This window comes from Paenibacillus pinisoli (assembly GCF_003605435.1).
Classification (GTDB): Bacteria; Bacillota; Bacilli; order Paenibacillales; family Paenibacillaceae; genus Pristimantibacillus; species Pristimantibacillus pinisoli.
In genome coordinates, this window is the sequence record NZ_QXQB01000004.1 from 538758 (window position 1) to 551693 (window position 12936).

The following is a 12936-nucleotide window of genomic DNA, read 5'->3' on the forward strand; positions in this document are numbered from 1 at the left end:
GGCAAGGGGGAGAGCATATGCCGTTAAGACTCATAATCGGACGCGCCGGCACCGGCAAGACTACCTACTGTCAGGATGAGATACGGGAGCAGCTGCGCAGAGAGCCGGACGGCCCTCCGCTCGTCATGCTAGTTCCCGAGCAAGCGACGTTCCAGAGCGAATATACGCTGCTTCGCAGCGGCGAATTGAGGGGCTCGCTAAGAGCCCAGGCGCTTAGCTTCCGCAGGCTTGCCTTCCGCGTTATGCAGGAGACAGGCGGAACGGCGCTTGTGCCGATTGGGGATACCGGGAAATCGATGCTGCTATATAAAATCGTCCACCGGCTGGCAGGCAAGCTGCAGCTCTTCCAGAACGGAGCGGAGCAAGCGGGCTTTATCGCGAGGCTGTCCGAGCTTCTGACAGAGTGGAAGCGCTACGGCGTGGATGCGGAAGGCTTGCACGCCGTCCTCGGCGGGGCAGAGCGTCAGGAAGGGCTCCTGGACCGCAAGCTGCATGACCTGTCGCTAATCTATGAGGAGATGGAAGCCAGTCTGGTCGGCCGTTACGTGGACGCTGAGGATTATTTGGCTTATTTGTCGCGCGGCTTTGCTGACGCCCCTTCGATGAAGGATGCCTGCTTCTGGGTAGACGGCTTCCACGGCTTTACGCCAACGGAATTCGAAGCGCTGGGCACCTTGATGAAGCATGGGCAGCAAGTGAATGTTGCGCTTACGCTGGACCGCCATTATAGAGCCGGCGAGAAGCCGCATGAGCTCGATCTGTTTCATCCGGCGGCGGTGACATGCATCAGGCTGATGGAGCTGGCAGAGGCTCTTGGCGTTGAAGTATTGCCGGTATTGGACTTGAATGCGGAAAGCGGCATGCCGCCCCGCTTCAGCAGCAGTCCCATGCTAGCCCATCTGGAGAAGCATTACGACAAGCGGGTGCCGCTGCTCGGCAAGGGAGAGCGGGGGCAATCTGCCGGAATCAAGCTTTTGTCCGCATCGGGCAGAAGGGCGGAGGTGGAGGCTGTAGCCCGGGATATCAGATCAAGGGCTAGAACAGAAGGCTTGCGCTGGAGAGAGATAGCCATTCTGACCCGGAATTCGGGTGATTACGCTGATTATTTGTCGCTTATTCTGGACGATTACGGCATCCCGCATTTTGTCGATCAGAAGGAGCAGGCCCACCATCATCCCCTTGTGGAGTTTATCCGCTCCGCGCTGGAGACGGTGCTAAGCGGCTGGCATTACGATGCCGTATTCCGCTGCGTCAAAACCGAGATGCTGTTCCCGATGGATGGAAGCTTGCCCCGGGATTGGTTCGACCGGCTGGAGAACTATGTTCTTGCGGCTGGCATAGACGGGTGGAAGTGGCTGGACCGGAGAAGCTGGAGGCCGATTGCGTCCGTATCGCTTGAGGAAGAGGACGAGATGGAGACCAAGGTATCGGCGAAAGCGCAGCAGGAGATCGATATTGCCCTGGCCGCAAGGGAAGCCATCGTCCCCTTGCTGAAGCGGTTCGAGGATTCGCTGCGCAAAGCCTCCAGCATCAAGGAAATGTGCGAATCGCTGTACAAGCTGCTGGATCATTGCGACGCGGCGGACAGGCTGGAGCGCTGGAGCCGTGATGATATGGACCGCGGCAACGCCCAGCGCGGACGGGCGCACAGGCAGCTTTGGGACAGCGTGATGAGCCTGCTTGACCAGCTTGTTGAGCTGGCGGGAGAAGAAGCGGTATCCCCCGAGCTGTTCGCCGGCATGGTGGAAGCGGGCCTCGACAGCCTTAAGCTTGCTGCTGTTCCGCCGGCGCTGGATCAGGTGCTGGTCGGTTCCATGGAACGGACACGCTCGGGCCGGATACGGGCTTGTTATGTGCTGGGAGCGAACGACGGCATTATGCCCATGCGGGTGAATGAAGACGGCATTCTGACGGAAGCCGAGCGCGATACGCTCGTGGCGGAAGGCATGGAGATGGCGCCAAGCGTACGCAGAAAGCTGCTCGATGAGAGGTTTATGATCTACAATGCGCTCACGACGCCAAGCGAGCTGCTGTGGATCAGCTGGGCGGAAGCCGACGAAGAAGGCAAAGGATTGCTTCCATCCGAAATTATCCGCAATATCCGCGGCTTATTCCCTGGCCTGCCGACGCTTGGCATCGGGACTGAACCGGCGGAGAGCATGGCCGAGGAGGAGCAGAAGGAATATATCCAGCATCCTGGACGTACGTTGACCCATCTGATTGCAGCGCTTAGAAGCTGGCAGCAGGGAGGACGGATTGCTCCGTTTTGGTGGGATATGTACAACTGGTATGTCGTCCGGCCGGAGTGGCAGCCGAAGCTGCAGCTCTTATCAGGCTCGCTGGCTTATCATAACCGCGAGAACAGCTTGCCGGTGACGCTTGCCAGGGAGCTGTACGGCGAACGGATGACCGTCAGCGTCTCCCGCATGGAGCGGTTTGTCTCCTGTCCGTTCCAGCATTTCGCTATTCATGGCTTGAAGCTTCGGGAACGGAAGCTTTACCGGCTTGAGGCGCCTGACGTCGGCCAGTTGTTCCACGCCGCGCTCAGCAAGCTGGCAGGCTCGCTTGGGGGCAGCTGGGGCAAGCTGACCCGTGAAGAGGTGAAGTCAGCGGCTGCGAAGACGGTGGATGAAATAGCTCCGAAGCTGCAATCCCAGATTCTGCTGAGCAGCGGCAGATTCCAGTTCATCGCCCGCAAGCTGAAGGAAATTGTAGCTCAGGCCGCCGTCATACTTGGCGAGCACGCGAAGCGCGCACGCTTCCAGCCGGTGGCGACGGAGCTGGACTTCGGTCCCGGCGGCACGCTGCCTTCCTTGGTGCTGCCATTGCCTGACGGCTCGGAGATGGAGGTGGTCGGCCGGATTGACCGCGTCGACGCTGCGGAGACGGAGGAGGGGCTTCTGCTTCGCGTGCTGGACTATAAGTCGAGCGCAACCTCGCTCAAGCTGGAGGAAGTGGTGCACGGCCTCTCCCTGCAAATGCTGACTTATCTGGACGTCTTGATTACGCATGCAGAAGGCTGGCTGGGACAGCCCGCCTCTCCTGCGGGCGTGCTGTACTTCCATGTGCACAATCCAATGCTCGCGATGTCTAATAGCGTGTCGGCCGAGGAGGTGCCAGGCAAGCTGCTCAAGCGCTTCAAAACAAAAGGGCTATTGACGGACGATGCCGAAGTGGCCCGGCTGATGGACGGGGAGCTGGATACCGGTTATTCGGATTTGCTTCCGGTCGCGCTCAAGCGGGACGGCAGCTTTTATACCAGTTCTTCTGTGGTATCGAACGACCAATGGACGACGCTTAGAAGGTCTGTGCGCGGCATGATCAGCCGTATCGGCGGCACGATTATGGAAGGTGACGTCTCGATTGAGCCGTACCGGCTGGGAGCGAAGTCGCCATGCCAATTCTGCGATTACAAGGCCGTCTGCCAGTTCGACCCGCTATTCCAAGGCAATGATTATAAAAAGCTGACGAAATCGTCCAAGGAGGATGCTTGGCGTCAGCTGGAAGGAGTGTAAGACGATGACTACGCAGCGTGCGCCGAAGCCGGCGGACAGCACTTGGACGGATGACCAGTGGGAAGCGATTGTGACAGGCGGCAGGAATGTGCTTGTCGCAGCAGCAGCTGGCTCCGGCAAAACAGCGGTGCTCGTGGAGCGCATCATTCGCAAAATATCGCTTAGCACAGATGTTGACCGTCTGCTGGTCGCAACCTTTACGAAAGCGGCTGCCGCAGAGATGAAGGACCGCATACGCCTGGCGCTGGAGAAGCGGCTGGCAGCGGACCCGGGCAACGAGCATCTGCGCCGGCAGCTTGCGCTAATGGGCCGCGCTTCCATCACGACGCTTCACTCCTTCTGTCTCGATGTAATCCGCCGGTACTACCCGCTGATCGGACTTGATCCCGGATTTCGGATTGCCAACGAAACCGAAAGCGAGCTGATGCGCCTCGATGTGCTGGATGAGCTGTTCGAGCACCGGTACAGCGGAGAAGCGGAGGGCAGCGGCGACTTTCTGACACTGGCCGACCGTTATGGCGGGGAGCGCGGAGACGAACCCCTGTACCAGCTTGTGCAGGGGCTGTACGATTTCGCGCAAAGCCATCCGTGGCCCGAGCTGTGGCTGACCGAGACCGCAGGCGCCTTTGAGATTGCTTCCATGGATGAACTGGAGGCAAGCGACTGGATTGCCAGCTTGAAGGAGGACGCCCTGCTAAGTCTGGACGGCGCGATTGCCCAGCTGCGGCAAGCGCTGGAGCTGGCGCACCGGCCCGCAGGACCCGCACCGTACGCCAGTACGCTGGAGGAAGATTTGCACATGGTCCGGGAGCTTCGGGACATGGTGCAATCGACGGCCTGGCGCCACTGGGCATCACCGTTCCGGGCGGCTGAGTTCGGGCGGCTGAAGGCGATGCGGGGCGACGATTATGACAAGTCGCTCCAAGAGGGGACGAAGGAGCTGCGGGAGAGCGCGAAGAAGCTGGTGGGCGGCCTGGCGAATGAGCTGTTCGGACGGGATGCCGAGCAATTCCTGGAAGAGCTCGCTTCGCTTGCGCCGCTCATGCGCACATTGTCGGAGCTGGTCATTGACTTCGGCAGAAGGTATGAAGCTGCCAAACGCGCCAAGGGCCTGCTTGACTTTGGAGATCTGGAGCATTATTGCCTGCGCATTCTGCGCGACGCGTCCTCCACGCCGGACCGAATCGTACCCTCTGTTGCAGCGCTCGACTACCAGGGGATGTTCGATGAAATTTTGCTTGATGAATATCAGGACACCAATATGGTGCAGGAGGCGATCGTCTCACTCATTGAGCGTCCCGGCAAAGGGAACCGCTTTATGGTTGGCGACGTCAAGCAGAGCATCTACCGCTTCCGTCTGGCAGAGCCGAATTTATTTTTGGCCAAATATAAAGCCTATCAAGCCCAATCCGGTCTGCTGGACTCTAGCCCAACGGGACAGCGGATAGATCTCGCCCGGAATTTCCGCAGCCGGCGCGAGGTGGTCGACGGTGTGAATGGAGTATTCCGCAGCATCATGAGAGAGAGCGTCGCCGAGATGGACTATGACGACAGGGCGGAGCTAGTCGCTGGAGCATCCTATCCCGCGCCGCTGCAGCCCGGGAGCTGCAATATCCGGTTCGCCGTGCTGGACCGCGGGACTGGCTCGGCTGAGGACGGAGATGCCGGGGATGACGATTCCTACGGCGATGAGCAGGAGGATGCGCTTCAGCGTGCGGAGGAATTGGCGGAGCTGAATGTCGCCCAGCTCGAAGCCAGATGGATTGCAAGGCAGCTTAGCGAGCTTGTAGAGAGCGGCTATCAAGTCTACGACGGCAAGAGAGGCGGTTATCGCCCGATGGAGTGGCGGGATGTCGTCATCCTGCTGCGGGCTACGAAGCAGTGGTCCCCGATCCTGATCGAGGAGCTGCAGGCCAAAGGCATTCCGGCATACGCTGAGCTGAGCAGCGGATATTTCGAAGCGACGGAAGTGGAGACGATGCTGTCGATCCTGCGCGTCATCGATAATCCGCATCAGGACATCCCGCTTGCAGCCACGCTTCGTTCCCCTGTATTCGCGATGACGGCCGAGGAACTGGCACGCATCCGCATTCATGCGGCGAGCGCAAGCTATTACGATGCGCTGCTGCAGGCGGCAGGAAGCGAGGCGATGCCGGAGAGCTCCAGATTGAAGCTTGCAAGATTCCTGGAGCAGTTGGAGGGATGGCGATCGGAGGCAAGGCAGGGATCGCTTGCGGACTTGCTATGGCGCATTTACCGGGATACCGGGTATTACGACTTTGTTGGAGGGCTGCCCGGCGGCACGCAAAGACAGGCGAATCTCAGGGCGCTGCACGATCGCGCCAGACAATATGAAGCGACGTCCTTCCGCGGCTTGTTCCGCTTCCTGCGGTTCATCGAGCGGATGAGGGAGAGCGGTGGCGATCTGGGAACGGCGCGCGCGGCCGGCGAAGGCGAGGACGTCGTCCGGATTATGTCCATACACAAGAGTAAAGGGTTGGAATTCCCCGTTGTGTTCGTGGCAGGCATGGGCAAGCTCTTCAACCAGCAGGACACGCGGACGTCTTTCCTGAAGCATAAGGAGCTTGGCATCGGTCCCCGCTTTGTCGATCCGGAGCTTCGGATCAGCTACCCTACGCTGCCGTTTCTGGCTATCCGCAAGAAGCTGAAGATGGAGCTGCTGGCAGAGGAGATGCGCATCCTGTATGTGGCGCTGACCAGACCGAAGGAGAAGATGTTTCTCGTCGGCACCGTTGCGGATTCCGTCAAAGCAATGAACCGATGGCTCGCCGCCTTGGATGAATCGGGAGGCGTGACGGATTACCATGTTGCCTCTGCCAGGACGTATCTGGACTGGGTAGGCCCGCTTGTCGCGAATAAGCTTGCGGCCCAGTCCGAAGAGCAATCCGCAGAGGGGACAGCCGAGCCGGCTTCAATCGGCATCCATGACTGGGAAAGCGGGATTGTGCCGTCATTGCTTCTTGGCGGCGAAGCTGCGGCTGCGCTGGAGACGGACTATGCAGAAGACGGGGTCAGACAGCTTCGTATGGAGGCCATCCAGTCCTTGGCGCTAATTGAGGACGTGCCTGCCGAAGACGAGCTGCGTACCCGCATGGAATGGTCTTATCCGCATCAGTCCGCGCAGGGCATTGCGGCGAAGACATCCGTGACGGAGATGAAGAGGCTGCACGCTGAGCCGCTAGAGGACGCCGAGCTGCTTCAAGCCGTACAGGAGGCCTCGATTATGCAAGAGGCGGAGCAAGCGGCTGCAGCCGCCCAGAGCGGCGGTTCCGGCAGCTATACGCTGCGGCTGCGCAGACCTGCCTTTATGGAGGAGAAGTCGCTGACTGCCGCCGAGAAAGGCTCCGTTCACCATCTGCTGATGCAGCATTTGCCGCTGTCGGGCGCAGTGGACAAGGGAGCGATCGAGGCTGCACTGGATTCAATGGTTGCAAAGCGGCTGCTTACGGCGAAGCAAGCGGAGGTTATTGATCCGGCTGCCATACTGGCTTTCTATGAAAGCGAGCTTGGCCGGCGTCTTGTAAAGGCTGATTGGGTGAGGCGGGAAGTGCCGTTCAGCTGCATGTTCCCCGCCAGCCGGGTGTACGGCCAGCGGGACAGCGGTCTCGATGACGAGCCGATCCTCATTCAAGGCGTCATTGACTGCCTGTTCGAGGACAGCAGCGGCATTACGCTGCTCGATTACAAGACGGATCGCATCTATATGAAGGATTGGGAGCGTGCGGCGGAGCGCCACCGGTTCCAATTGGAGCTGTACGGAGAGGCGATCGAGGCTGTGCTGAACCGGAAAGTGGACGAAAAGTATGTATATTTCTTTGACGGCTCGGCAGTGGTCAAGCTTTAGAGGACCGTGCTGTCAATGAGAATTCGGGAGGGAGAAGCTTGGAACAGCAACAGAACGGCAAGCGCAGCTGGGCGCTGCCTATCACGCTTGTTTTGCTCGTTTTTAGCCTGATGGGCAACATCTTGCTTTATACGAAACATATCGAGCACACGAGAAGCAATACCGAGCTTACCGGAGAGACGATCTTCCAAGGGTTTAAGGACGGGCAGGAGCAGGTTGCCCGCTGGAGCGCAAGCATGGGGGAAATCGGGCAGTATGCGAGCAGCGAGCCTGCTCTCGCGCGTCTGACGGCTGCGCATTTGGCTGACAGCATACAAGGGGATAGGGACGGCCTCACCGTGCTGATGGAGCAAGCGGCGGCCATTGACGCTTCCGTATACGGCGAAGCTTCCGAGGCGTACCGTGCTTATGAAGAGAAGCTTACGGGGGAACTGCGGGTCATCGGAGCGGGAAGCGGCCCCATAACAGAAGCGGAGCAGGGAGCGATCGTCGAAGTGCAGTCTTCCTTTGTGAACCTTGCAGAGATTCTGTCGGCATTCCATTATGCGATGGAGGGCGACCGCAATTCGATGTTCCGATTGTCGGGCGGACACGACTGGATCGAGATTGCCGCCGAGCTTCAGAAGGCAATCAAGAGTTATACGGGAGCTTAAAGAAAAAAGCACTCGGCCTTTAGTAGCCATTCGCCTATCTCTGCATAGGATGTGGAAACAGGAGGCTGATGACTATGAACAATGTCAATCAACATTTGGCACATAATAAAAGCGTGTGTGAAAAGCATCTGAATCGTTATGTTGTCATTCAAACCAGCGACGGACAGTACCATGACGGAATTGTGGAAAGCGTAGATGGCGAAAACGTATATCTGGCAATTCCATACTGCCCGGGGGACGAAAGAGCATTTTTCCCGTTTGGCGGCTTCGGCGGGTTCTTCCCGCGCAGGCGTTTTTTCCGCAGAGGATTCCCGCTTGGAGGCTTGGTTGCCCTTTCTTTATTGCCGTTTTTTATATAAGGAATATCCGTGCGGCAAGCGCCGGACATGGGGCGCCCCGTGTCCGGCTTTTGCGCATTGGACTAGCGCCGGTTTTTTTTGTATGATAGTAGGTAGGAAATGGTGAGGAGGTAGAGGAAATATGGACTGCATTTTCTGTAAAATCGTTGAAGGTTCCATCCCGTCGACAAAAGTGTTTGAAAACGACCGTGTGCTGGCGTTTCAGGATATTCAGCCGGCGGCTCCCGTACATATATTGATTATCCCGAAAAAACATATTCCGACCATGAACGATGTTGCTGATGAGGATAATGAATTGATCGGAGAGCTGTTTGCCGTTGCACGGCAAATTGCCAAGGAGCAAGGCATCGCGGAGGCGGGCTACCGCCTGGTGAACAACGTGAACAGCGATGGCGGGCAAGTCGTCTACCACCTGCATATCCACTTGCTGGGCGGCAAGAAGCTTGGCGCATTACTCGCAACCTAACGGAAGTTGACACTGGGTTTTAGTTTACTTTATAATGAAGTTTGATAAACCGTGTTATAGCTCTGGACGGTCTGTTTCGGAGGGAGGGAAAACTGGTGTCTGAAACTAAAGTTCGCAAAAACGAAACTATTGATGCTGCGCTTCGCCGCTTTAAACGTTCCATCGCTAAAGACGGTGTGCTCGCTGAGGTGAAAAAACGCAAGCATTATGAAAAGCCAAGTGTAAAGCGCAAGAAAAAGTCCGAGGCTGCGCGTAAGAGAAAGTTTTAGGAGGAGCCTTGCATAATGAACCTGAGCGAACGATTGACCGACGATATGAAGCAAGCCATGAAGAGTCAGGACAAGTTCAAGCTGACCACCATCCGCATGATGCGTGCGGCAGTGAAAAACTTGGAGATTGATTTAAAGCGACCCCTGGAAGATAATGAAGTGCTTGATATATTGAGTCGTGAAATCAAAATACGTAAAGATTCCCTCCAAGAATTTAAAAAAGCCGGCCGCGACGATCTGGTAACAGGTCTTGCAGCAGAAATTGAAATTATTAGTCAATACCTTCCCGAGCAGCTGACTGAAGAAGAGATTCAAGAGATAGTAAGGCAGACCATCCATGAACTCGGTGCTTCTTCCAAAGCCGATATGGGGAAAGTGATGGGCGCCCTTATGCCAAAAACTAAGGGACGCGCAGACGGTAAACTAGTAAATCAAGCAGTAATGCAATTTCTGCAATAGCATACGAAGCGGACACAAAACACCCCTTATTCGGGGTGTTTTTTTCTGTTTATTGAAACAAAACGAACATTGTTACGTATTACTGGGAATACTAGCTTGAAAAAAGGAGGGCGCCCATGGTAAAACATCGACGAATATGGCAGCATACAAAGGCTTTGCTGCTTCCTTTGATGCTGATAGCTGTGCTGACCATTTCATTAACGTCGGTTATGCTTCCCGCTGCGCTTGCTTCATCCGAAGGAACGGCTGCGCAAGGGGAAGCCGGAACGGCTGTCGTCGTCGTGCCTGTGAAGCAGACTGTGGAACGAGGGCTTGAGTCGTTCCTCGAGAGAGCGTTCAAGGAGGCGCAGGAAGCGAAGGCCGAGCATATCGTGCTTGTGGTGAATACGCTTGGCGGACGCGTAGACAGCGCTAGTGAGATCGGGGAGCTGATCCGCACCAGCCCGATTCCGACAACTGCATTCGTGGAAGGCAAGGCGGTATCCGCAGGAACTTATATCGCGCTGAATGCTAATCACATCGCCATGCAGCCAGGCAGTACAATCGGCGCTGCAGCCGTCGTGAACGGAAGCGGTACGCTCATCGAAGATCCGAAGACGATTTCGTTCTGGGTCGGACAAATGACGGAGGCTGCCAAGCTGAACGGAAGGGATCCCAATATTGCCGCGGCGATGGTGGACAAGTCTGTGGCCGTGGATATGACGGAGACGATCGGCAGAGAGAAGAAGGCCGGGGACATCTTGTCGCTGTCCGCCTCAGAAGCTGAGAAGGTCGGCTATTCCGAGCTTACGGCGAATAGCGTTGATGATGTGGTGAAGTGGCTCGGTCTGGACAATCGTACGGTGATTGAGATCAAGCCTTCGCTTGCGGAGGAAGCAGCCCGTTTCTTAATTAACCCTGTTGTTTCTACGATTCTGCTTATTCTCGGCATAGCGGGCGTTGCGATTGAGCTGTTAGTTCCAGGCTTCGGGGCTCCAGGAATAATCGGCATACTGTGCTTTGGCCTCTTCTTCTTCGGTTCTTATGTATCGGGACTGGCAGGTATGGAGTCTATGGCTCTGTTCATTATAGGCATCATCCTGATGATTATCGAGGTGTTTGTGCCAAGCTTTGGTATACTAGGTCTGTTAGGCAGCGCGTCGCTGATTGCCGCGGTAGTCATGTCCGCGCCTGATCCGAAGACCGGATTTATTTCCCTTGGCGTTGCGGTTGCAGCAGCTGCCGTCATTATCGCATTGTTCGCGAGAACGAATAAAGGACGGGGCATCTGGAACAAATTTATTCTCCGCGACAAATTGGGAACGGAAGAAGGCTTCTTGTCGGCAGACGTTCAGAACTCGCTGGTCGGGGAACATGGCATCGCGCTGACAACGCTGCGTCCTTCAGGTACTGCGCAAATCGGGGATAAACGGGTCGACGTCGTGACGACAGGCGAATTTATCGATTCCGGCAAGCCGGTTGTGGTCACGAAGGCGGAAGGAACATGGGTTGTTGTAAAAGAAGTCAAGCATGAAAATTAAACAATCCCTGCTGTTATAAGGGGAGATGGAGGTAATCGGTATGAATCTATTTGCTAATCTGAGTATATTTTCAGGTTTAGATCCAGTTGTATCGTTTTTGATCATTGCCGTATTGGTTATTATTTTGCTATCGGTATTCCTGAGCTTCTTTCCATTCATGCTCTGGATCTCCGCGCTTGCATCGGGCGTTCGGATCAGCATCATTACGCTGGTCGCGATGAGATTGCGCCGGGTCGTTCCAAGCCGGATTGTCAACCCGCTCATTAAAGCAACCAAAGCGGGCTTAGGGCTTAATATCAACCAGTTGGAAAGCCACTTTCTTGCAGGCGGCAACGTCGACCGTGTCGTTAACGCGCTGATCGCAGCGCAGCGCGCCAATATTCCGCTGCAGTTCGAACGCGCGGCGGCAATCGATCTTGCGGGCCGGGATGTTTTGCAAGCTGTTCAAATGAGCGTCAACCCTCGTGTTATTGAGACGCCTGTCGTTGCGGCGGTTGCCAAAGACGGCATTGAAGTTAAGGTTAAAGCGCGCGTTACAGTGCGCGCTAATATCGACCGTCTTGTCGGCGGCGCCGGTGAAGAGACGATTATTGCCCGTGTCGGCGAAGGTATCGTAACAACGGTAGGTTCATCCAATTCTCATAAAGACGTATTGGAGAATCCGGATCTGATCTCGCGTACTGTGCTTGGCAAGGGTCTTGACGCAGGTACGGCATTTGAAATTCTGTCCATCGATATCGCGGACGTGGATGTAGGCAAAAACATCGGCGCCCACCTGCAGACGGAACAAGCCGAAGCCGACAAAAAAATCGCTCAGGCGAAAGCCGAGGAGCGCAGAGCGATGGCGGTTGCTCAAGAGCAGGAGAACAAAGCCAAAGTTGTTGAGATGGAAGCAAGAGTTGTGGAATCCGAATCGCAGGTGCCGCTTGCGATGGCCGAAGCGCTTAAGAGCGGCAAGCTTGGCGTAATGGATTATATGAATCTGAAAAACATCGAAGCCGATACCAAAATGAGATCCTCCATTGGCGAGACAGATGGTCAGACCGACGGGAAAGACGGCCGTTAATCGGCATGCTGCAGCTCGGCTTGAGATGCGGGCGGGCTGCCCAATGGAGGTGAGCTAAGCATGGATATCCTTGAGTTTCTGGCTAAAAACTTTTATTTTATATTGATCGCTTTGTTTTTTGTAGCCAGACTGTTCAGCAATTCCGGCAAGAAAGGCCAGCCGCCGGGAAGAATGCCGGATTTCAGCGGCGAGATGACCCCTAACAGCGCTCCGGAACGTTCGCCGGAGCCGCGGCCTGTGCCGCAGCAAAGCCGCCCAGCGCCGCAGCAGGAGCGTCCTGAGACGGTCTACCGGTCGCAGATGAGAATGGAGCCGGAGGCCGATGAGTTCCCAGGAGCCCATCGGATAGAAGAATCCGCCGGCGATCGTTCCCGCCAAAGCTACGGTGCTGCACCGCATCAAGCGCGATCGCGTACAGCTGCAAGAGGCGCATCCGACCATGCCGCCAACGCACAGATAGCGGGTCCGGGCAAAGGGCTTGCCAAAGACGATCTGCGCAAGGCGTTTATCTGGTCGGAGGTGCTTGGTCCGCCAAAGGCCAAGCGGCCGTACCGCCGGTCATAAGCTTAGGGCAAGACCTTCAATTCCACGCTGTGGAATTGAAGGTCTTTTTTTGTGCCCTCGCATTCATGCAAGCTTTCTCCCGAATTTTAATGGAATCACATAATTAGCCGGCACGGAGCATATTTTGGTATAGCACATCTATAACGTCATAGCTATGCATTCGCGGCATGATCGGACACTGAAAAGTTCCAGGTTGGTCG

The 12936-nt window shown here is 56.3% G+C and carries 10 protein-coding genes; all 10 read left to right on the plus strand.

The annotated features are described in order from the left end of the window. Nucleotides 1-17 precede the first annotated feature (17 nt). Nucleotides 18-3515, plus strand: a complete 3498-nt coding sequence (gene addB / locus D3P09_RS19615) for a helicase-exonuclease AddAB subunit AddB (RefSeq protein ID WP_120113085.1) — start codon at nt 18-20, stop codon at nt 3513-3515. 4 nt (nt 3516-3519) lie between these two features. Beyond that, a complete protein-coding gene (gene addA, locus D3P09_RS19620; protein WP_120113355.1) occupies nt 3520-7380 on the plus strand; it encodes a helicase-exonuclease AddAB subunit AddA in 3861 nt (1286 codons plus the stop codon). Nucleotides 7381-7418: 38 nt separating this feature from the next. Continuing rightward, a complete protein-coding gene (locus D3P09_RS19625; RefSeq protein ID WP_120113086.1) occupies nt 7419-8033 on the plus strand; it encodes a hypothetical protein in 615 nt (204 codons plus the stop codon). Between the two features lie 74 nt (nt 8034-8107). Beyond that, nucleotides 8108-8392 carry a phosphatidylinositol kinase gene (locus D3P09_RS19630; RefSeq protein ID WP_120113087.1) on the plus strand — a complete coding sequence of 95 codons (285 nt, stop codon included), beginning with the start codon at nt 8108-8110 and terminating at the stop codon, nt 8390-8392. A 121-nt stretch (nt 8393-8513) separates the two neighbouring features. Further along, nucleotides 8514-8858, plus strand: a complete 345-nt coding sequence (locus D3P09_RS19635; protein ID WP_119799362.1) for a histidine triad nucleotide-binding protein — start codon at nt 8514-8516, stop codon at nt 8856-8858. Between the two features lie 95 nt (nt 8859-8953). Further along, nucleotides 8954-9127: a 30S ribosomal protein S21 gene (rpsU, locus tag D3P09_RS19640; protein ID WP_005547957.1), complete on the plus strand. Its 174-nt coding sequence runs from the start codon at nt 8954-8956 to the stop codon at nt 9125-9127. A gap of 15 nt (nt 9128-9142) precedes the next feature. Next, the gene (locus D3P09_RS19645; protein ID WP_119799364.1) at nt 9143-9586 is read left to right on the plus strand and encodes a GatB/YqeY domain-containing protein; all 444 of its coding nucleotides are present in this window, start codon (nt 9143-9145) and stop codon (nt 9584-9586) included. A 116-nt stretch (nt 9587-9702) separates the two neighbouring features. After that, nucleotides 9703-11106, plus strand: coding sequence for an NfeD family protein (locus D3P09_RS19650; RefSeq protein ID WP_207892521.1), 1404 nt, complete (start codon nt 9703-9705; stop codon nt 11104-11106). A 40-nt stretch (nt 11107-11146) separates the two neighbouring features. Next, the gene (gene floA, locus D3P09_RS19655; protein ID WP_120113088.1) at nt 11147-12172 is read left to right on the plus strand and encodes a flotillin-like protein FloA; all 1026 of its coding nucleotides are present in this window, start codon (nt 11147-11149) and stop codon (nt 12170-12172) included. A gap of 60 nt (nt 12173-12232) precedes the next feature. Continuing rightward, nucleotides 12233-12736, plus strand: a complete 504-nt coding sequence (locus D3P09_RS19660; RefSeq protein WP_120113089.1) for a hypothetical protein — start codon at nt 12233-12235, stop codon at nt 12734-12736. The last annotated feature ends 200 nt before the right edge of the window (nt 12737-12936 follow it).

Excerpts from the sequence above, each read along its gene's own strand:
- D3P09_RS19645 (WP_119799364.1), top strand. The coding sequence starts at position 9,143 with ATGAACCTGAGCGAACGATTGACCGACGATATGAAGCAAGCCATGAAG.
- floA (WP_120113088.1), top strand. The coding sequence starts at position 11,147 with ATGAATCTATTTGCTAATCTGAGTATATTTTCAGGTTTAGATCCAGTT.
- D3P09_RS19660 (WP_120113089.1), top strand. The coding sequence starts at position 12,233 with ATGGATATCCTTGAGTTTCTGGCTAAAAACTTTTATTTTATATTGATC.
- addB (WP_120113085.1), top strand. The coding sequence starts at position 18 with ATGCCGTTAAGACTCATAATCGGACGCGCCGGCACCGGCAAGACTACC.
- D3P09_RS19630 (WP_120113087.1), top strand. The coding sequence starts at position 8,108 with ATGAACAATGTCAATCAACATTTGGCACATAATAAAAGCGTGTGTGAA.
- D3P09_RS19635 (WP_119799362.1), top strand. The coding sequence starts at position 8,514 with ATGGACTGCATTTTCTGTAAAATCGTTGAAGGTTCCATCCCGTCGACA.
- addA (WP_120113355.1), top strand. The coding sequence starts at position 3,520 with ATGACTACGCAGCGTGCGCCGAAGCCGGCGGACAGCACTTGGACGGAT.
- D3P09_RS19650 (WP_207892521.1), top strand. The coding sequence starts at position 9,703 with ATGGTAAAACATCGACGAATATGGCAGCATACAAAGGCTTTGCTGCTT.